This window comes from Vreelandella sp. V005 (assembly GCF_052645115.1).
Genome location: NZ_JBQXYA010000002.1, coordinates 14,130 through 35,321, shown reverse-complemented (window position 1 = coordinate 35,321; position 21,192 = coordinate 14,130). Strand labels below are relative to the sequence as shown.

The following is a 21,192-nucleotide window of genomic DNA, read 5'->3' as shown; positions in this document are numbered from 1 at the left end:
TGCACTACAGCGCATCGTTAAACACATTTTTAAATTCAGCTGCAAAAAAGGATTACGAGCGTAGTGGGTCATGGCCCGCCGATGCCGTAAAAACTACAACCGAAGAATGGAAAACATACGGGCAGGGACAGCCGCCCGTGGGCATGCAGCGAGGCGCAGATGAGAACGGCCGTCCTACGTGGGTGCCAATCCCTCCGGCCAACCTCGCCGACCTCGCCGCCCGCAAGCGCGCCGAACTCGACAGCGCACGCGATGCCGCCATTAACGAAGGCTTTACCCACACCTTCGGCGAAACCGACGACATCGTCCAAACCCGCCAGCGCGACCGTGAAAACCTCACCGGCCTAGCCGTATCGGCCCAACGCCACACCGATGAAGTTTTCCACTTCCGCGCCCAAAGCAACGCCACCTATGAGTTAACGGCCAGCGAAATGCTCGCCCTCGCCGACGCCGCCCAAGCCCACGTCAGCCAGCAATACGCCAAAAGCTGGCAAAGAAAAGCAGAGATCGAGGCGGCACTCGAATCCGAAGACCGCGAAACCCTCGAAGCCATAACCTGGTAGTCACCAACCAACAAAAAGCCCGCCAAATTTTGGCGGGCTTTCTGCATTCTGGGGCACGCGCTATGCCAATAGCTAATTGACCAAAACAGATGGTCTATAGCGTGCGGCGACCAGAAAAAGAGTAAGGCACTGATATTAAATGGGTATTCATTATTTTTTTTAAACACGTTATAGATAGTAGAGGCAAGCGTTATACAATCCCTACGCAACGCGTATGATGTTAATTCAGCCACCAAAGAGGAGTCTATAAATTACAGGCCTACAAGTAAAAATAGAAAAAAGGCTAGTAGAATCAAGCGCTTTTTAGTCGGCACCAATGGCTGTGAAGTGACGGGTGTGTTCGCAACGCCGGACAAGACGGCGATGTTCATCAATATCCAGCACCCTGGTAACTGGCCCGCCGACCCGAACCAGAACCAGAACGATCAAGACGCTACTATTAATACCACGGGAACAGTACGTCCTCGTGCTTCTACCGTAGTGATTCAGAAGTTGGATGGTGGAAAAATCGCCGTTTAATACGCTTTTATGCCACTAAAACAACCGTCTACTTTATGGGGGCGGTTTTTCATTTTCAGAGACAACATTGGGTATTAGCTGTCAATAACCTGTGGATGAAAAATACCACATATGCGCGAATTGATTTTCTAATGGTCTATATATAGTATGCGAAATGTCCTGACGGCACGGTCAGGACATACGAAAAAGCCCCGTCCGGCTAAGACAAAGGGCTTTTAATTAGAAAACAACTGGGGTTAAGCAGTGCTTTACTATCAACGGGCCAAAGATAGCTCAATCGTGACTCACATTTCAAGGGTCATTTTGAGCGTCTAGCTTAGCCCCACTACCTACGCGTCAGCGTTAGGAGTGTAAAATGAAGTATTTAGACGTCATGGTGGTTTTGTTAAATATTTTTTCAGGACTGCTCGATATGACGTTAACTATGTGGCCCTACTGGACAACTCTTTTGTAAGCCAGTCCCACATAAGCCCGCCTCGGCGGGCTTTTTTTTGCCCGTGTCACAAGAACCTGTCCAGCCCCCCTCGCACAACGCCCGCCGCTACCCTCTCGCGCGTAAGCCACACACCATGTCTCCACTAGCACCGCAACCTCACCCCGCTTGAGCCTGCAGGAGACAAGCACCCATGGCCGATTATCATCACGGCGTTCGCGTCATTGAAATTAACGAAGGCACCCGACCGATTCGCACCGTTGCCACAGCGGTCATCGGGCTTGTGGCAACCGCCCCCAATGCCGACGACGGCACCGCCGCCCAGGCAACCATCAGCTTTGCCGCCGCTGATTCTGGCGTTATCTATACAGCCACCACCAACGGCGCCGAAGCCAACGCTATTCGCGTGCGCTACATCGATCCGGCGACCGCCTCCGCCGCCCTGGCCGTCACGGTAACCGATAACGACATCACCGTTAGCCTCGCCACCGATATCGATAGCGCAATTACCAGCACCGCCGCCGAGATCGTCACCGCCGTCAATGCCAGCACCGAAGCCGCCGCCCTGGTCGCCGCTGCTGAGGAAGGCGCGACCGGCGCGGGCATCGTCAACGCTCAGCCTTTCGTATCGCTCGCCGGTGGCGTCGATCCGCGCTTCCCGCTCAATACCCCGGTATTGGTCACCGATATTTATAGCGCCATTGGCGATGCTGGTACCAGTGGCACCTTGGCCCGCTCGCTGCGTGCCATCGTCGCAGAAACCCGCGCGCTCTGCGTAATCGTGCGCGTGGCGGAAGGCATGGACGATGCAGAAACTACCGCCAACGTCATCGGCGGTGTGGAAGCCTCCGGCAAGAAAACCGGCATGCAAGCGCTACTGGCGGCTGAACAACGCTTTGGCGTTAAGCCACGCATTCTCGGCGTTCCTGAACTCGACAACGAAAGCGTCGCTAGCGAGTTAATCGGCATCGCCCAGAAGCTCCGCGCCTTCGTCTACGTTTCCGCCCACGGCTGCAACACCAAAGAAGAAGCGGTCATGTACCGAGAAAATTTTGGCGCCCGAGAAACCACGGTGATCTGGCCCAACTGGCAATCCTTCGACGTGGACGCCGAAGCCACCCGCCCGCTTTCCGCGGTCGCCAAAGCCCTTGGCCTCCGCGCCCGGCTGGATAACGAATTCGGCTGGCACAAGACGCTCTCCAACCGTCCGGTAAATGGCGTGACCGGTATCACCAAGGAAGTGTTCTGGGATCTGCAAGATCCAGCGACCGACGCGGGCTACCTCAACGCGGCCGACGTCACCACGCTCATCAACAAGTCAGGGTTTCGTTACTGGGGATCACGCACTTGCAGCGCCGACCCGTTGTTTGCGTTCGAGAACTACACGCGCTCCGCCCAAGTCATCGCCGACACCATCGCCGAAGCGCACCTGTGGGCGGTGGATATGCCCATGCACCCCAGCTTGGTCCGCGACATTATCGAAGGCATCAACGCCAAGTTCCGCGAATGGATACGCCAAGGTTATCTGCTGGGCGGCTCCGCCTGGTTCGATCCTGAGCTAAACAGCGAAGAGGTATTGAAAAGCGGCAAGCTCTACATCGACTACGACTACACACCGGTACCGCCGCTAGAAAACCTAATGTTCCAGCAGCGCATCACCGACCGTTACCTCGCCGAATTCGCCCAAAGCGTCGCCGCTTAACCGCCGCTAGCGAGCGCACTAACAGGAGCAAGCCAACATGGCATTACCTAGCATTCTTAAAGACTTTAATTTGTTCGGCGACGGCAACAACTGGCAAGGCCAAATCCCCGAACTAACGCTGCCCGAACTAGCACTCCGCATGGTCGAGTACGAAGGCGGCGGCATGGGCGGCCCGATTGAGGTCGACCACGGCCATGAGCTCATCACGTTTGAGTGGACGCCCGGCGGCCTCATCATCGACGGCCTCTTCGACAGCTTCGGCAGCCCCGTCCACGACGCCGCCCTGCTCCGCTTCACCGGCTCTTACGAATCCGACGAAGACGGCGGCGTTATCCCGGTCGAGGTCGTCACACGCGGCCGACATAAAACTATTGGCATGGGCGATGCCAGCAAAGGCGACAACAACACGCAAAGCGTTACCACCACCTGCAGCTACTACAAGCTCACGGTAGACGGCGAAGTCATCGTCGAGATCGACGTCCCCGGCTACGTGTTCACCGTCCGCGGCGTTGATCGCCTAGCCGAACGCCGCCGCGCGCTCGGTCTTTAACCCTCACTCAACCACCACGGCCGCCCCGGCGGCCAAACCCAATCCATAGGAAGCCACAGCAATGACTGACAAGACCGAAAGCCAAAGCACTGAAGCCCAAGCCGAAGAGCAAGCCACTGAAACCCCAGCCACCGCCCCAGGCGTAGCCACCGAAGTGGTCGAGCTGGAAACCCCGCTGCAGCGAGGCAAAACGCTGGTAAATGAAATCACTATTCGTAAGCCCATGGCCGGTGGCCTGCGTGGCGTCAGCGTCGTGGACGTCATGAACCTGGACGTTGCCGCCCTCTCCAAAGTGCTGCCCCGCATCACCTCGCCCGCCCTCACCGAAGGCGAGCTGAAAACCATGGACATCGTCGACCTCATCCAGTTAGGCACGGCGCTGAACGGTTTTTTAACCCCAAAAAAGTACAAGGAAGTCGAAGCCTAGGCATTCCCGAGTTCGTCGAAGACGCCATGGCGGATCTCGCCATGGTGTTCCACTGGGGACCCCAAGCCATGGACGGCATGGAACTGGACGAGCTAATGGAATGGCGCGAGCGCGCCCGAAAACGCCACGAAGGCAACAAGCCCAAAGGTAAGCAGGGCAAATAACACGTAGCAAATAGGAAAGCCGATGGCACGTAATCTACGACTGCAGGTAATGCTCAACGCCGTGGACCGTGTCACCGGCCCACTAAAACGCATGCGCGAAAGCACCGGCAAAACCGGCCAAGCCATGCGCGAAACCCGCGACCAATTAAAAGAGCTGCAGCGTCAGCAAAGCGACGTCACCAGCTACCGCAAAGCCAACGCCGCCCTACGCACTAATACCCGCGCGATGCATGACGCCCGCGAACGCAACCGCCAGTACACCCAAGCGCTCGACCAGCAACGCGAAGCCCATGCAGGTATCAAGTCAGGGCTAACCGTCGCCCGCCGCGAATACGACCGACTAGCTAAAGAACTGCTGCGCACGAAACAGCCCAGCGACCAGCTAAGCGCCTCGCTAGAACGCGCCCGCGTGCGCCTGCACGGCCAACAAACCGAGTTCGACCGCTCCGCCCGCGCGATGCGTGAATACCGCAACCGCACCCGCAATGCAGGCGAAGAGGTCAAAAAACTCACCCAGAACCACGCCACCCAAACCGAGCGCATCCGCGGCCTAAAAACGCGCCTGGACGAAGCGGGCATCAGCACCGACAACCTCGGTCGCAGCGCCCGCGAGCTGCGCACAAAAGAGGAACGGCTAAACACCTCGCTGCAGGAACAAAAACGCCACCTCGCCGAAGTCGCCGACCGCCAACGCCGCCTCACCCAAGCCCGCGACCGCTACCAAAACGGCATGGGCAACGTCGCCCGCGCCCAAGGCGTCGGCATGGGAATGTTCGGTACCGGCATCGCCCAAGGTTACGCCGCCAGCCGCCTGCTCACCCCAGGCATCGCCTGGGGCGAACAGATGAGCACCCTACAGGCCGTCGGCCGCTTCGGTGCCGACGATGAACGCTATCAAGCGCTACGCCAGCAATCCCGCGACCTAGGCGGCTCCACCGCATTCAGCGCGACCGAAGTCGGCGGCGGGCAAGAGTTCCTGCTGCGCGCCGGCATGAGTGCCGAGGCGATTCAATCATCCATGCGCGACGTCTTGAACTTGGCGTTGGCCAACAATACCGAGCTAGCCCGCGCGGCGGACATCGCCTCCAATATCGCCGGTACCTTCAAGATCGACATGGAAGCCGAAGGCGCCATGGCGCGCGTGGGTGACATCCTCTCCGGTACCGCCAGCCGCGCCAACGTCAGCCTGGAAATGCTCGGCGACACGATGAAATATCTGGGTGGCTCGGAAGATCTCGACCTCACCATGGAGCAAGCCGCCGCCATGGCGGGCTTGATGGGTAACATCGGTATTCAAGGAAGCATGGCCGGTACCGCCATGCGCGCCATGGCCAACCGCCTAACCGATCCCGCCAAGGAAGGCCGCGAAGCCATGGAAGCGCTAGGGCTGCAGGTCGCCGACACCAGCGGCAATATGCGCGCCATGCCCGATATTCTCCGCGACCTCAACAACGCCACCCGCGACCTCGGCAACGTCGAGCGCCGCGCCATGCTGTCAAAAATATTCGGCGCGGAAGCCGGTTCCGGTATGACCGAGTTGGTCAATGGCATGTCCGATGGAATGCTGGATGAACTGATTAACGCCCTGCAGCACAACGCCGGTGAAAACGCCCGTATGGCGGAAGTCATGGCCGATAACGTCGGCGGTGACCTGAAAAACCTGCGCAGCGCCTGGGAAGAGGTCGGCATCAGCATCACCGATACTAACGACGGCCCCTTACGCGAACTAATCCAGAACATCACCAGTATCACGCGCGGCGTCGGCGATTGGATAAAAGCCAACCCAGAGCTAACCGGTACCATCGCCAAAGTCACGGCGGGCTTGATCGCCCTGGCCACCGTCGGCGGTGCCGTGACCATGATGATGGCCAGCATTCTCGGCCCGCTGCTGTTTACCCGCTTCGCAATGGCCAATTTAGGTATTCGGCTAGGAATTATGACTCAGGGCTTTAGCGTCATGGGGGCCGTGATGAGTGGGATGAAAGCCGTTATAGCCCCAGCGGTCGCCGCCTTCAAGTGGCTGGCCATCGCCATCATGTTCACACCTATCGGCTGGATAATTGCAGGGATCACCGCATTAGCGGCGGCGGGCTTGGCCATCTACAAATACTGGCAGCCTATAAAAGCGTTTTTCATTGGCTTTTGGCAGGGCTTGCGAGAGTCCATGGGGCCAGTGGCCGCCGAGATGAGCGCCGCTTTCTCCGCGGTGCTGGATATTTTTACGCCATTTGCGCCGGTATTAACGGGCATTGTCGATACCGTTAAAAGTTTATGGGGGTGGTTCACAGAGCTGATTGCGCCGGTTCAGTTAACAAGTGAGCAATTTGAAGAGGCAACCAGTGCTGGGTTCGCCTTTGGTGAAGCATTGGGTAACGCATTGCGGTTTGTCGCAGAGTTGAGCCGTATTCTGATTGAATTCAGTTCGTCAGTGCTTCAAGGGGTTGGAGCCGGCTTAGTGGCAGTCATGGAGTTGATTCGTGATTGGTCGCCGGGCGCGCTCATCGGCGGTGTATTTCGTGATGGCATACGTCAATTGCTAGTCGACTTACCTCAAAGCTTTAGCGAATTGGGATCTTCAATCATGGACGGCATCATGTCGGGCATAGATTCCAAAGTGCAGGCGCTACGCGACAAGGTAACCGGCGTAGGCGACTTCATCACCGGAATTTTCAAACGGGATCAAGAGATCCACAGCCCAAGCCGCGTATGGGCGCAGCTAGGCAGCTACACCATGCAGGGTCTAGCCAACGGTATCGAAGGCGACTCAGACGGCCCACTTGAAAAAGTAAGAGCCTTATCTAACAACCTACGCAACGCCGCCGGTGGTCTCATCCTCGGCGCGGGGCTCTCCACCGGCGCCGCCGCCAACGTCGACACCGGCAGCCTACAAATCGACGCCCGCCCGCCCCTGCAAAGCCACACCAGCCAATCAAGCGGCGGGCTGCATATCCATGGCGGTATCAATATCAGCGTACAGGCCGCGCCGGGCATGGATGAGCAAGCGTTAGCGCGGCTGGTCAATGAGCAGGTACAACGCGCCCTGCAGCAAGCCCAGCAGCAAGCCGCCGCCGCCAGTCGCCGCAACTTCCACGATAACGATTGAGGGTATTAGTCATGATGATGAGCTACGGCATGTTTGTGTTTGGGCTCTCCACCGCCGCCTACCAAGAGCTGCAGCGGCAAACCACTTGGCGCCACGCCAGCCAAAGCCGCGTTAACGCGCGGCCTACCCATCAATTTCTTGGCCCCGGCGACGACACCATTCGACTAACCGGCCAGCTACTGCCCATGTTCACCGGTGGCCAGCAAAACCTCGACATGCTCCGCGCCCTGGCCGACCAGGGCAAAGCATGGCCGTTGATCGAAGGCACCGGCACCTACTACGGCATGTTTGCGATTACCGATCTACAGGAGCGCAAAAGCGAATTTTTCCGCGACGGTGCTGCCAAGCAAATCGATTTTGATCTGAAACTAACCCGCATCGACGAAGGCAGAACCGAGCTGCTTGGTGTGCTCGAAAGCAGCGCCCTACGCGCACTCACCGGGGCGCTGGCATGAGCATGCAACCTGACTATCGAGTCACCCTACAGGGCCAAACCATTAGCCCCGAGTTTCGCGCCCGCCTTGCCTCGCTCACGCTACACGACCGGCGCGGCATGCAAGCCGACCAACTCGACATCACGCTAACCGACGACGACGGCATGCTCGATATACCGCCCACCGGCGCCGAGATCACCCTGGCTATCGGCTGGAAAGGCCAAGCGCTAACCGAGCGCGGTACGTTTACCGTCGATGAAGTCGAACACAGCGGCGCCCCGGACACGCTCAGCATCCGCGCCTCAAGTGCGGATATGCGCCAAGGCCTACCCGGCAAACGTACCCAGAGCTGGGATGAAGTGACCGTGCGCGACATCATCACCACGATTGCCAAACGACATGACCTCACCCCCAGCGTCGGTGCCACCCTGGCGGGCGTTCGCGTTGTTCATATTGATCAAACTGATGAAAGCGATCTTCACTTCCTAACGCGCTTGGCGGAACGCTTCGACGCCGTGGCCACCGTCAAAAGCGGCAACTTGATATTCGTACCCATGGGGCAGGCAACGACGGCCAGCGGGTTAGAGATCCCGCCGTTCATACTGCGCCGCCAAGCGGGCGACCAGCACCGCTACCTAATGGCCGAGCGAGACGCCTACACCGGCGTGACCGCCCTATGGAATAACACCGCCCACGCCACCCGCGAAGCCGTCACCGTAGGCGACCCGGAAAATGCCCAGCAGATCCGCCACACCTACGCCAGTGAAGCCGAAGCACTCGACGCCGCCCAGGCAGAATGGCAACGCCTCCAACGCGGGACCGCCTATTTCTCAATTACCCAGGCAGTCGGCGAGCCCGAGATCTACCCGGAGACGCCGGTATGGTGCATCGGCTGGAAACCACAAATAGACGCAACGCCGTGGATCATTACCGAAGTCACTCACAACCTCACTGAATCCAGCTACACCACCGCCCTACAGCTCGAAACCCGCAACGGCGAACACGTCGCTCCTAACTAACGCCCACAAAAAAGCCCCGCAACAAGCGGGGCTCTTTGTTAGCGTTAAGCGATGTCGTTAGGCACCGGCAAAGCGAATAATGGCAAATACCAAGGCGGCTACGGCGACAATGGTGCCAACGTTCCATTTGATAATATTGGTTTCCATCTTGGCCAGGCTTTCTTTGGTTGCCATCGTTTCTTTGATAACGGCCACTTCCTGCTCAAGGTGTTGTAGGCGTTGCAACATGTCGGGTGGCTCCCCGCCGCCGTCAGACGGCCTTAAATTACGAACGTTATTTCGAGCCATTGTCTCCCCCTTCGTCAAGAAAATCCAATACCTCTGAATCCCGAATGTAATGGATGAATCCACAGTTAAGGCAAACGCGCAGAAATTCACCGTAACCCCGGTGGGTACCGTCGGGTAACTCATGAATCACCCTCACCGCCGGTGCTTCACCGGTGCCCACCAAATAACCCTCGGGGTCAAAAATAGAGATGCTCATTTCACCAGTGGTGCACATCGGGCAAGTGTTGGAAACGCCCTTGGCATCTAAAAAGTCTTTAAGCACGCTGCCGTTAACACGATTAACTAAGCTGATCATTGCTCACCGCCATATATAAAAACCGCCCGATACCAAACAAAAGCACTATGGCCACCAAGCCTAAAATCACATTGCCTACTTTGGGGTGACGCCCCAACCAGCGGATTGCGCGAATATGAATCATAACGCCTCGTCAAGTTGGCACCGCGCCTGGTGCACCACCACACCGCGCACCATGCGGCCAGTAGCCATAAGGCCGGTACCGCCGTTGGGCGGCAACAAACGAAATCGCGGGCCGATGCGAAAGGTTTTGTAAAGGTGCAATGCCTCGTCCATTTCCACCACCACATAATCATCGTGACCCAGGCCGCGCGACTCATCCACCAACAGCACATCACCCTCGATCACCGCCCCATGCACGCCCGCCTCGGTCGTCACTTCCACCGCAAAGCAGCTTGGCGAATACCCCGCGCAATCAACGCCCTCAAGCGCGGGGTGGTCAATGCCCATTGCCATTGGGCCAAGGTATGTTAAGCGCATATTACTTACTGGTTAATGCTTCAAAATCAACCATGATCGATGCAGCGCCAGTGGTCACTGCCCGATCAATCAAGACATCCGACAAACGCAGTGTGAATTGCTCGCCTGCTGGAACCTCTATCCCCTGAATGGTTGAGGGGTGGTCATCGATCCATGAAGCGATAACGGTGGTGGGGAAAGGTTCTTCAGTGTCGTTTATAACATTAAAAGCAAAGGCGTATTCAAAATCGGGCATCATCATTTCAGCTCGGCGCGCTTGCTCCAAGCGTTCGATTAATGCCGGTGGTGCTGAAATGCCAAAGTGTAGATTCTCGGAAGTGGTGATGTTAAAAGAACTATCAGAAGCATAGGTATCTGTGTCACCACTGCGATCAATGGGGAACTGGATATTGAATTCGGCCCAGCTATCCATATTCTGTGAATAGCATTCGACAAATTCAGCATCGGGGAAGATGCGGGGCATCATTTCCTGAGCCTTAACAACCGAATCTGAGGGCTGGCGACTGTCCTCATAATGGTTACAGCTCGGCACTTCCAGGCGCACGGTGCCGGGCAGCGTGGCCACTTCGGTATCTTGTAAAGCGCTTAACGGTAGGTCGGCGGCAAACTCGGTTTTGCATCCTGCTAACGTAACGAACGCGGCTGTAATAGCAGCTAATTTAAATACCTTCATTCAATTCCCCTTATTTTTCTAGATAATAATAAATATTTTTCTACAAATTAATTAAAGAAGTTGCCCCATGTTAACTAAGCAGCGCCCTAGTATTTCTACAAACTGTTTCTTGTCCGGCGCGATAAGCTCTTTGTCATAGCGTGGGTTGTCGCTGATCAACAGCCAACCACCGCCTGCCACGCGCTGCATTCTTTTAACCCTGCGTTCGCCATCCATCAGAATTAAGTAGACGCCCTCTCTGCTAGGGTCGCGTTCACTAAGGTCAACAAAGACCCAGTCGCCATCCTCAAGCGTGCCCGCCATGCTGTCGCCACGCACACGAATGCCAATAGTGCTATCCGGTGAGGATTTATAAAGCTGTTTAAAAATCTCTCGATCCATGTGCATGTAGGCAAGAATTTCTTCCCCTTCAAAGTTCCGCCCAGACCCTGCCGCGCATTCAACGTCGTACAAAGGTATAGAAGCAATTTCGGGGTCATCTAATTGGCTTCTGGAATAACCGGCTGTTTGCTCCTCAATTGAGGTATTTGAATCCATATCGGGCTCAAAACTACTCGTTTGAGAGCTTCTATTCCGAATGCCGCAAAAAAGGTATCCGATATCGACGCCGATTTTTTGGATCTTCTCTAGATACTCGGAGTCCGGCTTGCGGCGTCCGTGCTCATAGTTGTGCTGCGCCCCCTTTTGAACGCCTCCCACCTCGCCAAATGCCTCTTGAGACATGCCAAGGCGAACCCTTTCTTCCTTGAGCCTATCTGGAAAATTACTCAAAAGACTAATCCTCGACTTGACAGTTGCTCGATCAGATAACTATTATCCATTCGAGTAACAAATAAATAACCATATATAGAGAAGGTTAAACCATGCATACAGTTAAAGCCATCCAGCCTACTCATGCGGGTAATTCCTGCGGGAAAAAAGTTAGCCAAGTTCTCGTAAAGATGACCCCAGCCGAGCGTGCCGAGCTGGAAAGCATTGCCGAGCTTGAGCAGCGCTCTCTTTCTGGTGCCACGCGAATCATGATCCAGCGCGGCATCAGCCAGTACAAAACCGAATCCCTCATCGCCGATTAACCCCCTGTTTGTGACGTCCGCATAAGGAACCAAGAAATGCATCAAGACACTCGTCGCATCCGTTCGCGCTACGCCGCCGTCAACCTCGACGACTACGAGGCCAAGTTAATCGACGCCCTGGTGGATTACACCGGTATGTCGAAAGCCACGCTGCTACGCCAACTGATTCTCAAGGAAGCCCTGGAAACCCTGGGCGTCGGCGACATCGTCAGTGTGGGCCAGCGTGCCGGATAAAGGCAGGCACAAAAAAGGCACTTAAGGAGTACTTATGGCCGAACAAAACCGCATCGCACTGGATGAAGAGCTGGAAGCCAAGCTCGAAGCCGTGCGCGTGCAGCAAGGCCTCGACACGCTCGACCAAGCCGCCGAGTGGCTAGCCCGCCGACGGTTGCGTAAAGGGGTGAATGGCCTAACCGGCCGAGGCCGAGCGCTCTACGACGTAAGGGGGCCAAGTGACTGAGCCAACCGAAGAGGCCGATATGCAAGAGGTCAGTCGCCTCCGAATCGACTGCCCTCACTGCGGTAGCCACCTAAGAGTGCGAACTTCGAAGACGCACTTGCCGGAATACCGCGAGCTGTATCTGTACTGCATCAACGAATGGAAATGCGGCTACCGCTGCAAGGGCCACGTCAGCATCGATGAGACGTTGGTCCCCAGCCATTGCCCTAACCCAGACGTCAGTATCCGCCCCTCTAACTGGCTGCTTCAAAAGCTGGCCTTAGAGGCTCAAGGGCAAATAAGCCTCGGCGATTTCAAGCCACCCAAGAAGGAATAGAAACGATGAACGTATTACCGATTAGCTCCACAAAAGCCCCGTTCGACCTTGCCACCGAAATTCTGTGGCAGCACCGCTGGGATAGCCGCGCCGAAGCGCTCCGCATCACCATCGGCACGCTGGTCAACGACTACGGCATCAGTGAAGCCACTGCCGAAGTCGCCAGCATTCAAGCCTTCGCCGATCTCGATAGCGTCAATCTAATCGCCCGCATCGACGTGGACGCCACCACGTCACATTGCGTCATCTTCCGCGATGCCAGCGGCAAGCCAGTGATGCTCACCGCCCGCGACCTGGACCGCATGATCCAGCAAGCCCGCGATGCAGGCATGGCTCAAGTGGTCGATGCCGATACTCGCCGCCCCGTTGTACTTCAAACAGCCGAGCATTGAGGTAATACCCATGGCTAATGTCACTCCACTCCCCGCCCGCCAAGCCCCGCCCCGCGTTCAGGTCGACCGCGCTGGGTTCGGCGAACTCCGCGCCGAGCTGCACAAACGCTCGGATGATCTCGACCTCGTCGAGCTATGGGCAGAGCTGCCTCATAAAGAGCGCCGCTTGCTGCTCAAGTCTGCCGATCTGCAGCAAGACTCAACGCTGCAAATCAACCAGCTCAACAAGCGAGAGCGCGACGCCTTGCGCGGTGCCATCCACCGCATGAGCAACTACGCCAACCAGCTAAAAGGCCGCCTGCACGGCAGCCGCCCGCACCCCAGCCGCGAGCTGGCCAGCCACGCAATCGCCGCGTTGAAGGAAGGCAACGCCCAAGCTGCGCACCACTGGCTATCCATGATTGAAGGGGGTGTCGCGTGAATAACGAGCCAATCATTCCGATGAGCCTGGATAACAAGCTGCACCACGGCGAGAACGACTTCGCTGAAATGGCTGCTTGGAATGCAAACGTTCGGCAGCTAAGACGGTTCGCCGACTTGATGACGGATCTTGCCGCCGATTGCGTGATGGAGCGTCGCAAGGGTGAGGCTAATGAAGAGCATGCCTATGCCCGTATTCGATCGGCTGGCCACATGGACATGGCTCGCGAGCTAGTAGCCATGGTTGGGCGGCTGAGCGAAATGGAACGTGAGGCTCAACGCGAGCACGACCTAGCTCAAGAAGAGTACGAGTTTGGCAGGCAAATGCATTTGGCTAAAAGCGGGGTGAAGCGGTGAGCGCACTCGAAAAAGCCTTTGCCTTCAGCTCGGGCACGAAAGATTGCTACCTGTTCTTGCAGGATAAGTTCGCGCCGCTGCCCTCATTCGCCGACCAGCTGGCCGACGGCTATATCTACGTGTCCAAGCAGCACGGCCACGCAGCGGCCAACCGCTGGTTACGCCGCAACACGCAAGGGCTGGTAGAGCCGTCGTTCATCCTCGGCCGCTTCCTGCCCATTCGCGGTGCGCTTACGCGGGCAATGAATGCGCTGGTCAATCGGGGCTCCACAACAATAGAAGGCCTGCACGCGGCTAGCGAGTGGATCGACAGTGTTGAAAAGCGCCTGGTTATCGGCAGCCTGAACGCCACCCACGATGACGACGCATTGGTCAATTACGCCCAAGCCCAGGCAGGGGCGATTGATAAGGGCGCGAGTCTCTTGATAGGCGATATTGCTAAAGCAAACCGGCTGCAGCGGCTGGGCATTTTCCCGCCGCCGAAGCCGACCATGGTGGCCATTAAAGGCAAGCCATTGTCTGAGCAATTCCGCGACTATCAAGACGCTTGCGCCCGGGCGCGTAACCAGTTCACGCCGCCGCCAGTGATTGGCAATTTCCGCTTTCAGCGCTGGCAGTATCTCCGCCCGCTTTGCATTTCTGTGGTGCGCGCCACGGCTATCGAGCAAGGCCGCCACCGCTGCGCACTTCATGGGATCGCCCCGCCCAGCCACAAGCTACCGGCCAAAACCCAGCTCGCCCGCCTGAGCTGTTCACTGTGGTGGCGTAAAAAGCTGCGCACTGCTTGCGGGCGCACCGTTGAGCAAGTGATGCGCGAAGCGCACCGGGTGCATAAACAGGCGGGCATCTACTGCAGCGACTTCACGGTCGAGCGTCGCCGCACTCAGAAATTCCGCAATAACGCCCTGCTGGAAACACTGGAGGCTATCAATCAAGAGGGGCAGGTGTTCACGCTGGCTGAGCTGGCTGAGAAGGGATTGGCCAACCCCGACCACCGCCGCGCTGAACTCATGCTGCGCATCAGCGACACCGAAGCCGAGGCGCGCCGCTTGGGGCACACGGGCATGTTTTACACCATGACCACACCGTCAAAATTTCACGCGGTGATTGCTAATAACTGCGTGCGCAACCGCAAGTACCAGGGCGACACGCCACGCCAGGCGCAACAGTATTTGCAAGGCTTGTGGGCGAAGATCCGCGCGAAGTTAGCCCGCGATGATATCGGCGTTTACGGCATCCGCGTGGTAGAGCCTCACCACGACGGCACGCCTCATTGGCACCTATTGCTGTGGATGAAGCCGGAAGACGAAACGACCGTCACCGAAACAATGCGCGAGTACGCCGAGGAATCCCAGCAAGAAGAGCTGTTCAGTCGTGGCCGAAAAACCACCGCCCGCTTTGACGCTAAGCGCATCGACTACAGCAAGGGCACCGCTGCCGGTTACGTCGCCAAGTACATCAGCAAAAACATTAACGGCGAACAGTTCATGGACGCCGACAAATACGACCACTCAATGAATGAGAGCGCGCCACGCATTGAAGCGTGGGCCAGCGTGTGGGGCATCCGCCAGTTTCAGTTCTTAGGCCTGCCGTCGGTCACGGTGTGGCGTGAAGTGCGCCGCCTTACCGAGAAGCAAGATCAGATGCTTAAAGACTGGGAAGCGGCGACCAGCCCGCACCCTTGCGCGGCTATGCGCTTCGCTCAAATCCGAAAGGCCGCCAACGCTGGCCAGTGGGATCAGTTCTTGAGGCTCATGGGTGGCCCGATGACCAAGCGCAAAGACCAGCCGATAAAACCATGGGTAGAAACCAAGATGAACATGGGCGCGAACATCGAGACGTTCAGCCACGCCACCGGCGAGTACTACGGCTCTGAGGCGATGGTCGCCAAAGGCCGCTACGGCGAAGAGCAGAAAGTCACGTTCGGCTTGGTGGCCACCGGCCGCCCGGGCTTTTCCAGCGAGTACATGACCCGCGTTTACAAGTGGCAAGTGCGCGCGAAAGGCGCCGGTGTTGGGGTTGATTTTCAGGCTGTAGGCGAAGCCGAAAGCCCTTGGACTCGTGTCACTAACTGTACGCAGGGGCCAGATATCGAGCCCCGAGAGCCTTCACCAGCGGAGCTAAAAGCCCAGCTCGAACGCTTCAAAGCGTGGCAGAGCTCCGATTTTTATAGAGCCGACCGCGAAGCAGAGCGCCAAGACGCCAAAAATGCCCGCGAGGCGGCCCGGCGACTCTTCGCCCCGCCCACCAAATCACCGTATAGCGAGCAGGAAGAATTCTTCCCGCCCGAGCTTTGCTAGTCCAAACCAAAAAGGAGCAACCCATGCAGTGCAAATGCAGCGATACCGTCAAAGAAAAGCTAATGAAACGCATCATCGAGCAGCTTCCGGAAGGCTATGAAGGGCTTGAAGTGACCGTTGGTCACTACGTTTTTCCCTTCACTGAGACCGGCCTTGATTACCGTTATGCGGTACCGGTCGAGATTGAATATCAGGCGCCTAAAAAGCGCGGCGGCGGTATGGCCACTAAAAAAGAAAAGACCCAGGTGCTGTCGACCTTCTGCCCGCATTGCGGAGAGCGCGCGGCGCCGGAAGAGGCAAAGGAAGGTGAAGCCAATGGTTAGTTACGTATTCGCCCTGATGGCACTGGCCACCCTATGCACTTTCATCGCCGTGGCCATCGTGCGCGGCGGCAACTACCCCGAAGAATTTAAAGAGGAGTACCGCGACGATGCGTAACCCAATAACCAAACAACACCTTTTCATATTGAAGCTTTTAGTTTGGGGAATCGCGCTGGGGGCTGGTGTGCAGATTGGAGCAAGCCTTGCTAGCCACCTGTTGCCGCGCGTGGACGTTATCGAGATCCGAAACGAAGTACAACAAGCGCCGAAAGGCGTCAAGCCAAGGGGGTGAGAGATGGCCATTGATTCTAATTGGGTACGCGAAAACCCCGAAGAAGCCGCACGCCAAATGGACGTCATTGGTAACGCTAAAGTGAACACCGATATCCAGATAATGACTTCGTTTGTTCGTGATGGAAGCTGGCCAGAGCTGGCTATGCTGTCATCAAGCCCTGAGCTGGAAGCACTCGGCGAGGCGCTGAATGAACTGCAAGTAAAGCACCATAACGAAGTCGTTGACCTGATCGAGCAGCGCGACCAATACCGAGCCGCCGAAGAGGCGCAAATTGCGTTGAGGGAAAAAAGCCAAGCAAGGGTAAGGCTTTTGGCTGCTCATGTTGTAGATATCGGTGGGCATTTAAAGGGATACGCACAGCACCTGCGTGATGCAATGAGTGAGCTGCCCGACAATGATGAGGGCGACTGGAAAAGAAAGCACTTAAATCGACTATTGAAAGATGTGATCGCCGCTCAAGAGCACAAGGTACCAACCGATAGCGTTTCACGCCTAATCGATAGTAAGCAGGCAGATATTTTAAGTGAGTGCATTGGAGCCTTTACCTCAGAAGCGCTGAAAGCTCATGAAGCTGGCCAGCAATTCACGGCTGAAAAAGCGCGAGCGGTGCTACAGCTCAAGTGCAGCGAACTCCGCCGCAAAGCCGAAGGGGGTGCGTGATGATAGCTAATATCGCAGCGCTATTTTGTCGGCGCGATAGTAATTACAAAGAATTTGATTGTGTCGACGTATGGGATGCAGAGAGAGACGCCAGGCGTTGGCCCGGCGGCTGCCCAGTGATTGTGCATCCTCCCTGCCGGGCATGGGGGCAGCTTCGGGCTATGGCTAAAGCTGCACCAGGTGAAAAGGAGCTGGCCTTACTAGCGGTTAAATGGGTGAGAGAGTTTGGAGGAGTGTTGGAGCACCCAAAAAAATCAACGCTTTGGCCAGTAGCCGGACTACCAGAACCAGGCGAACGCGATAAGTTCGGTGGATGGACGCTGCCAATCAATCAGCATTGGTGGGGGCACCGCGCCGAAAAGGCGACGCGACTTTACATTGTTGGCTGTGAGCCATCGGACATTCCAGATATGCCCATTGTGCTCGGCGATGCCCCCTGTTTGGTGGGTACCAGCGGCCGGCGAAAAGACGGTAAACGGCTAAAAATGGGTGACGATGGTTGGCGGCCGGAAATTTCAAAAGCAGAGCGGGAGCATACGCCTCCGTTGCTAGCTGAATGGCTGGTCAATCTGGCGAGAAGGTGTGAGGTCAATACGGATCGTTTAAAGGGAGGGCGCGCAGCATGATCGATAATAAACACACCCCGCCGGCGAGAACACCGCCGCCACCCAAAGGCGGCGCCTACGCCCGCCAAGCCGCGATGCTTTGCCAAGATAAAGCGTTTTGCCTCTACCTGGATCGCCGACGCCGGTATAAGCACAACCTAAGCGAAAGCCAGTTACCCGACGGCACCCATATCGAGCAGGATGCGCGCGATTGGTTAATCGCAGCCTGCAAAATCAACAGCCGCGCCGAGCTGGATAGCAACCCAGCCGCGTGCCAAACGTTTCGTATGATTCGCAACCGCTTCAACCGTTGGCGGGCAAGGGACAAGCCATGAGCCTACAAAACGTAATAAACTCGGATGAGCTGAAAGCTATCACTGGTTACCAGCGGCCCGCCGATGCGGCCCGCTGCCTGCGCGAGCAAGGGGTAACCGTGTTTAATGGCCGTCGTGGCCCCTGGACCACTATCGACCTAATCAATAAAGCGGGCGGAATTGAAACCGCCGGCGGAAAAGAGCTGAGCCCTAGCGACATACTATGAAGACACGCCCGCGAAAACATAGCCCGGACATACCCGCGCACATTAACCAGTCAAAGCTCCCGAACGGGGTTTATTACGACAAGCGCGGCCGTGGCCGTTGGTATGTTCAATATCGCGATGAAGCGGGCAAGCTAAAAAGCGAGCGGATCGCCGGGGCCGATGCGACGCTGTCAGAACTGCATCGAATCATGGAACAGCGCAGCGGCATTGACCGTCGCACACTGCGCTACCTGGCCAAGCAGTTCCACGAATCCGCACAGCTCAAAGAGCTGGCACTTAAAACCCAGCAAGATTATGAATACTGCAGGAACGCTCTACTGGAAATGCCCACAAAGCTAGGCAAGCCCTTGGGGGACCTACCCACGACCCAGTTTTCCCCCGCATTGGTGCAGCGTTTAGTCGACAAGATCGCCGCCGAGGGAACGCCGTCAAAAGCTAATCACCTGTTACGTTACCTGCGTCGCCTGTTCCGCTGGGGTATTAACCGCGGTTACTGCGATAGCAACCCAGCCCAAGGCGTTGAGTCAGCAAAAGAGCGCAAACAGCGCCGCTTACCCGAGCTAACCACGATTGCCCAACTAACCGAGTTTGCCCGCCAGCGTGGCCAACGCACGCGCGGCGAGAAAGGCGCATGTGCGCCTTACTTGTGGATCGTCATGGAGCTAGCCTATATTTGTCGGCTGCGCGGTATCGAGGTGATAACGCTCAGCGATGCTAACAGCACAGCCGACGGCGTGATGACCAACCGCCGCAAGGGATCGCGGGATAATGTCGTTCGTTGGTACCCACGATTAACCGCCGCCTGGACAGCCGCCACCGAGCGCCGCGCGGGAATCTGGAAGGCCAAAGGAAAACCGGTCCCCATGCACCCGGAAGCACGGCCCTTGATAGTGGCGGCCGACGGCAGCGATTTAAGAAAGTCGAGCCTAGACACCGCCTGGCAGCGGTTGATCAAGCTGGCTATCGATGAGGGAGTGATTACAGAAGAGCAACGCTACGGCCTTCACGACCTGAAACGTAGAGGCATCACCGACACCAAAGGCACCCGCCACGAAAAACAAGAAGCCAGCGGCCACCGCTCGGCCTCAATGATGGATACCTACGACCTAAGCGTGCCACTGGTTTATCATCCAGGCAAAGAATAAAAATATGGTGTGGATTAAAATACTGCAAGGTCAGCGAGTATGCTATTCAAATGCTAAAGCAAGGGCTTTTAAAATCTTACAAACATTAAAAAAATGCAAAGACTATAATAGAGTGGATGATTATATGCGGATCAATAAATTTTAGTTCAAAAGGATTTAATTGTGGAAGAAGAATTAATATCGAATTTAATTAATCAGATTAACGAGCTAAAAGCAGCGGTTGATAGCCAGGGGACAAAGTGGTGGCAAACTCTTCTGACAGCTGTGGTGGCCTTCTTAGCAGCTTTGGTGCCAAATGCGATCATGGAGTGTAGTCGTAGACGACATGAGTCAAAAATTCTACGTTCCGCACTAGCCGCTGAAATGTTTGCAATCTCACAAATTATTCGTAAGAGAGGGTATATCGAAACTATGAAGCAGTGCGCTGAACATGAGCATATAGTCGAACTAGCACTCAATGTACCTGCTGATTATGCAAGAGTTTATAAGTCAAGCGTCACTAAGCTTGGGTTGTTAAATCCAAAAGAAGCAGCGAGTATTATTTATTGCTACAACCTTCTGGAGAGCGTCATACAAGACGTAATTCCAGGGGGAGTATTAGCTAGTGGTATGGGTGGTAGAGATGCATTTCTACAGGACATAGAATTCCTGGAAACAGTCCTTCATCTGACTGATGAATTTGTAGAGATCCACGGCACAAAATTATTGTAATAGCCTAATTTCTGACCAGTTATGGCGCATGGCTAAGCTAAGATCTATGCAGAGTTCTACGTAAACGAAAAAAGCCACCTATAAAGGTGGCCTTTTGAATTCTCTAACGCTTTGCTTTATAACCACTTTTAGTGGTGCCGACACCAGGAGTCGAACCCGGGACCTACTGATTACAAGTCAGTTGCTCTACCAACTGAGCTATGTCGGCGCTTCACGTTTTCTTGAGAACATGACTGCTTCGCTGTTAGGCTTCGCAATCAACAAGAAATTTTGTTGGCAATGGCTGGGGTACCAGGATTCGAACCTGGGAATGCCGCTACCAAAAAGCGGTGCCTTACCACTTGGCGATACCCCAGCAGTGTGGTGGCCAGAGACGGAATCGAACCGCCGACACGGGGATTTTCAATCCCCTGCTCTACCAACTGAGCTATCTGGCCGCTGCCAACGGTGCGTATTAAACTAAAAACGCTGCTTTCCGTCAATACCTTTGTGAAACTTTCTTGCGATACCGGTGCTTAGAGGTTTTCTCAGCTACTCATTGAGCGCTGAAGAGTATGCACTTAAGGCCGCACCCCCAAGCCAAGCCCTACTGATTACAAATCAGTTGCTCGATCAAAGCGCCCGCCATCCACAACGAGCCATTTTCATTTTATGCCTGGGTGGGCGGCACGTAGCCTTCGGCCTGGTCGGTTTCCTGGTTGTCCAGGAAGCGTTGCATCTGTTCCATCAGGTAGGCCCGCGATTCAGGGTCGAGCATGTTGAGGTGCTTTTCATTGATCAAACGCGTTTGCAGCGACTGCCACGCTTCCCAGGCGGGCTTGGAAACGGTGGCCTGAATCTCTTTACCCTGCTTACCCGGCAAGGGCGGAAAGGGCAGCGCTTCCAATTCTTTTTGGTACTTGCGGCAAAAAACGGTGTTGCTCATAACGTACTCCTGGTGAAGTAA

General features: G+C 56.1%; 32 protein-coding genes and 3 tRNA genes. 25 read left to right on the top strand and 10 right to left on the bottom strand.

The window, feature by feature from the left end:
* Positions 1–143: 143 nt before the first annotated feature.
* The 9 genes from ACUN8H_RS05380 (at position 144) to ACUN8H_RS05340 (ending at position 8,914) form a co-directional block, all read left to right on the top strand.
* Positions 144–563, top strand: a complete 420-nt coding sequence (locus ACUN8H_RS05380; protein WP_445531129.1) for a DUF4376 domain-containing protein — start codon at positions 144–146, stop codon at positions 561–563.
* Between the two features lie 174 nt (positions 564–737).
* Entirely contained in the window at positions 738–1,082 is a 345-nt protein-coding gene (locus ACUN8H_RS05375; protein WP_445531717.1) for an alkaline phosphatase PhoX, read from the top strand.
* A 626-nt stretch (positions 1,083–1,708) separates the two neighbouring features.
* A complete protein-coding gene (locus tag ACUN8H_RS05370; RefSeq protein WP_445531128.1) occupies positions 1,709–3,217 on the top strand; it encodes a phage tail sheath protein in 1,509 nt (502 codons plus the stop codon).
* Positions 3,218–3,254: 37 nt separating this feature from the next.
* Positions 3,255–3,767: a phage major tail tube protein gene (locus ACUN8H_RS05365; RefSeq protein ID WP_445531127.1), complete on the top strand. Its 513-nt coding sequence runs from the start codon at positions 3,255–3,257 to the stop codon at positions 3,765–3,767.
* 61 nt (positions 3,768–3,828) lie between these two features.
* Complete coding sequence (locus ACUN8H_RS05360; protein WP_445531126.1) at positions 3,829–4,194, top strand: phage tail assembly protein; 366 nt, start codon at positions 3,829–3,831, stop codon at positions 4,192–4,194.
* 26 nt (positions 4,195–4,220) lie between these two features.
* Positions 4,221–4,358, top strand: a complete 138-nt coding sequence (locus ACUN8H_RS05355) for a GpE family phage tail protein (protein WP_445531125.1) — start codon at positions 4,221–4,223, stop codon at positions 4,356–4,358.
* Positions 4,359–4,380: 22 nt separating this feature from the next.
* The gene (locus ACUN8H_RS05350) at positions 4,381–7,461 is read left to right on the top strand and encodes a phage tail tape measure protein (protein WP_445531124.1); all 3,081 of its coding nucleotides are present in this window, start codon (positions 4,381–4,383) and stop codon (positions 7,459–7,461) included.
* An 11-nt stretch (positions 7,462–7,472) separates the two neighbouring features.
* Positions 7,473–7,916 carry a phage tail protein gene (locus tag ACUN8H_RS05345; protein WP_445531123.1) on the top strand — a complete coding sequence of 148 codons (444 nt, stop codon included), beginning with the start codon at positions 7,473–7,475 and terminating at the stop codon, positions 7,914–7,916.
* Positions 7,913–8,914 carry a phage late control D family protein gene (locus ACUN8H_RS05340; protein WP_445531122.1) on the top strand — a complete coding sequence of 334 codons (1,002 nt, stop codon included), beginning with the start codon at positions 7,913–7,915 and terminating at the stop codon, positions 8,912–8,914. Before ACUN8H_RS05345 ends, ACUN8H_RS05340 begins: the two co-directional genes overlap by 4 nt.
* A gap of 57 nt (positions 8,915–8,971) precedes the next feature.
* Here the strand turns inward: ACUN8H_RS05340 and ACUN8H_RS05335 are convergent, their stop codons facing one another.
* The 6 genes from ACUN8H_RS05335 to ACUN8H_RS05310 are packed head-to-tail and all read right to left on the bottom strand — an operon-like array spanning position 8,972 to position 11,421.
* Positions 8,972–9,142, bottom strand: coding sequence for a hypothetical protein (locus ACUN8H_RS05335; protein WP_445531121.1), 171 nt, complete (start codon positions 9,140–9,142; stop codon positions 8,972–8,974).
* Positions 9,143–9,188: 46 nt separating this feature from the next.
* Entirely contained in the window at positions 9,189–9,497 is a 309-nt protein-coding gene (locus ACUN8H_RS05330; RefSeq protein WP_445531120.1) for a hypothetical protein, read from the bottom strand.
* Positions 9,481–9,621 carry a hypothetical protein gene (locus ACUN8H_RS05325; protein ID WP_445531119.1) on the bottom strand — a complete coding sequence of 47 codons (141 nt, stop codon included), beginning with the start codon at positions 9,619–9,621 and terminating at the stop codon, positions 9,481–9,483. Before ACUN8H_RS05325 ends, ACUN8H_RS05330 begins: the two co-directional genes overlap by 17 nt.
* A complete protein-coding gene (locus ACUN8H_RS05320) occupies positions 9,618–9,977 on the bottom strand; it encodes a hypothetical protein (protein ID WP_445531118.1) in 360 nt (119 codons plus the stop codon). The genes ACUN8H_RS05325 and ACUN8H_RS05320 overlap by 4 nt, the downstream gene beginning before the upstream one ends.
* Before the next feature lies 1 nt (position 9,978).
* Entirely contained in the window at positions 9,979–10,650 is a 672-nt protein-coding gene (locus ACUN8H_RS05315; RefSeq protein ID WP_445531117.1) for a DUF7424 family protein, read from the bottom strand.
* 51 nt (positions 10,651–10,701) lie between these two features.
* Positions 10,702–11,421: an XRE family transcriptional regulator gene (locus ACUN8H_RS05310; protein ID WP_445531116.1), complete on the bottom strand. Its 720-nt coding sequence runs from the start codon at positions 11,419–11,421 to the stop codon at positions 10,702–10,704.
* Positions 11,422–11,513: 92 nt separating this feature from the next.
* Here ACUN8H_RS05310 and ACUN8H_RS05305 point away from each other — a divergent pair, with 92 nt between their 5' ends.
* The 16 genes from ACUN8H_RS05305 (at position 11,514) to ACUN8H_RS05230 (ending at position 20,246) form a co-directional block, all read left to right on the top strand.
* The gene (locus tag ACUN8H_RS05305; protein WP_445531115.1) at positions 11,514–11,723 is read left to right on the top strand and encodes a hypothetical protein; all 210 of its coding nucleotides are present in this window, start codon (positions 11,514–11,516) and stop codon (positions 11,721–11,723) included.
* Between the two features lie 36 nt (positions 11,724–11,759).
* Entirely contained in the window at positions 11,760–11,957 is a 198-nt protein-coding gene (locus ACUN8H_RS05300) for a hypothetical protein (RefSeq protein WP_445531114.1), read from the top strand.
* A gap of 34 nt (positions 11,958–11,991) precedes the next feature.
* Complete coding sequence (locus ACUN8H_RS05295; RefSeq protein ID WP_445531113.1) at positions 11,992–12,183, top strand: hypothetical protein; 192 nt, start codon at positions 11,992–11,994, stop codon at positions 12,181–12,183.
* Positions 12,176–12,499 (top strand): ogr/Delta-like zinc finger family protein, encoded by a 324-nt coding sequence (locus tag ACUN8H_RS05290; RefSeq protein WP_445531112.1) that lies wholly within the window; start codon positions 12,176–12,178, stop codon positions 12,497–12,499. Before ACUN8H_RS05295 ends, ACUN8H_RS05290 begins: the two co-directional genes overlap by 8 nt.
* A gap of 5 nt (positions 12,500–12,504) precedes the next feature.
* Positions 12,505–12,891, top strand: coding sequence for a hypothetical protein (locus ACUN8H_RS05285; protein WP_445531111.1), 387 nt, complete (start codon positions 12,505–12,507; stop codon positions 12,889–12,891).
* 10 nt (positions 12,892–12,901) lie between these two features.
* Complete coding sequence (locus ACUN8H_RS05280; protein ID WP_445531110.1) at positions 12,902–13,312, top strand: hypothetical protein; 411 nt, start codon at positions 12,902–12,904, stop codon at positions 13,310–13,312.
* Positions 13,309–13,668, top strand: coding sequence for a hypothetical protein (locus ACUN8H_RS05275; protein ID WP_445531109.1), 360 nt, complete (start codon positions 13,309–13,311; stop codon positions 13,666–13,668). Before ACUN8H_RS05280 ends, ACUN8H_RS05275 begins: the two co-directional genes overlap by 4 nt.
* Positions 13,665–15,968: a replication endonuclease gene (locus ACUN8H_RS05270; RefSeq protein WP_445531108.1), complete on the top strand. Its 2,304-nt coding sequence runs from the start codon at positions 13,665–13,667 to the stop codon at positions 15,966–15,968. The genes ACUN8H_RS05275 and ACUN8H_RS05270 overlap by 4 nt, the downstream gene beginning before the upstream one ends.
* 23 nt (positions 15,969–15,991) lie before the next feature.
* Entirely contained in the window at positions 15,992–16,291 is a 300-nt protein-coding gene (locus ACUN8H_RS05265; protein ID WP_445531107.1) for a hypothetical protein, read from the top strand.
* Positions 16,284–16,406, top strand: coding sequence for a hypothetical protein (locus ACUN8H_RS05260; RefSeq protein ID WP_445531106.1), 123 nt, complete (start codon positions 16,284–16,286; stop codon positions 16,404–16,406). The genes ACUN8H_RS05265 and ACUN8H_RS05260 overlap by 8 nt, the downstream gene beginning before the upstream one ends.
* A 178-nt stretch (positions 16,407–16,584) precedes the next feature.
* Complete coding sequence (locus ACUN8H_RS05255) at positions 16,585–17,244, top strand: hypothetical protein (protein WP_445531105.1); 660 nt, start codon at positions 16,585–16,587, stop codon at positions 17,242–17,244.
* The gene (locus ACUN8H_RS05250; protein WP_445531104.1) at positions 17,244–17,870 is read left to right on the top strand and encodes a hypothetical protein; all 627 of its coding nucleotides are present in this window, start codon (positions 17,244–17,246) and stop codon (positions 17,868–17,870) included. Before ACUN8H_RS05255 ends, ACUN8H_RS05250 begins: the two co-directional genes overlap by 1 nt.
* On the top strand, positions 17,867–18,184 hold the full coding sequence (locus ACUN8H_RS05245; protein ID WP_445531103.1) for a hypothetical protein: 318 nt from the start codon (positions 17,867–17,869) through the stop codon (positions 18,182–18,184). Before ACUN8H_RS05250 ends, ACUN8H_RS05245 begins: the two co-directional genes overlap by 4 nt.
* A complete protein-coding gene (locus ACUN8H_RS05240) occupies positions 18,181–18,390 on the top strand; it encodes a hypothetical protein (protein ID WP_445531102.1) in 210 nt (69 codons plus the stop codon). The genes ACUN8H_RS05245 and ACUN8H_RS05240 overlap by 4 nt, the downstream gene beginning before the upstream one ends.
* Positions 18,387–19,535 carry a site-specific integrase gene (locus tag ACUN8H_RS05235; protein ID WP_445531101.1) on the top strand — a complete coding sequence of 383 codons (1,149 nt, stop codon included), beginning with the start codon at positions 18,387–18,389 and terminating at the stop codon, positions 19,533–19,535. Before ACUN8H_RS05240 ends, ACUN8H_RS05235 begins: the two co-directional genes overlap by 4 nt.
* Before the next feature lie 162 nt (positions 19,536–19,697).
* On the top strand, positions 19,698–20,246 hold the full coding sequence (locus tag ACUN8H_RS05230) for a hypothetical protein (protein ID WP_445531100.1): 549 nt from the start codon (positions 19,698–19,700) through the stop codon (positions 20,244–20,246).
* A 132-nt stretch (positions 20,247–20,378) separates the two neighbouring features.
* Here the strand turns inward: ACUN8H_RS05230 and ACUN8H_RS05225 are convergent.
* The 4 genes from ACUN8H_RS05225 to ACUN8H_RS05210 form a co-directional block, all read right to left on the bottom strand.
* Positions 20,379–20,454, bottom strand: a tRNA-Thr gene (locus ACUN8H_RS05225).
* Positions 20,455–20,526: 72 nt separating this feature from the next.
* A tRNA-Gln gene (locus tag ACUN8H_RS05220) sits at positions 20,527–20,601 on the bottom strand.
* Positions 20,602–20,607: 6 nt separating this feature from the next.
* Positions 20,608–20,683, bottom strand: a tRNA-Phe gene (locus tag ACUN8H_RS05215).
* 212 nt (positions 20,684–20,895) lie between these two features.
* Complete coding sequence (locus tag ACUN8H_RS05210; protein WP_445531099.1) at positions 20,896–21,171, bottom strand: oxidative damage protection protein; 276 nt, start codon at positions 21,169–21,171, stop codon at positions 20,896–20,898.
* Between the last annotated feature and the right edge of the window lie 21 nt (positions 21,172–21,192).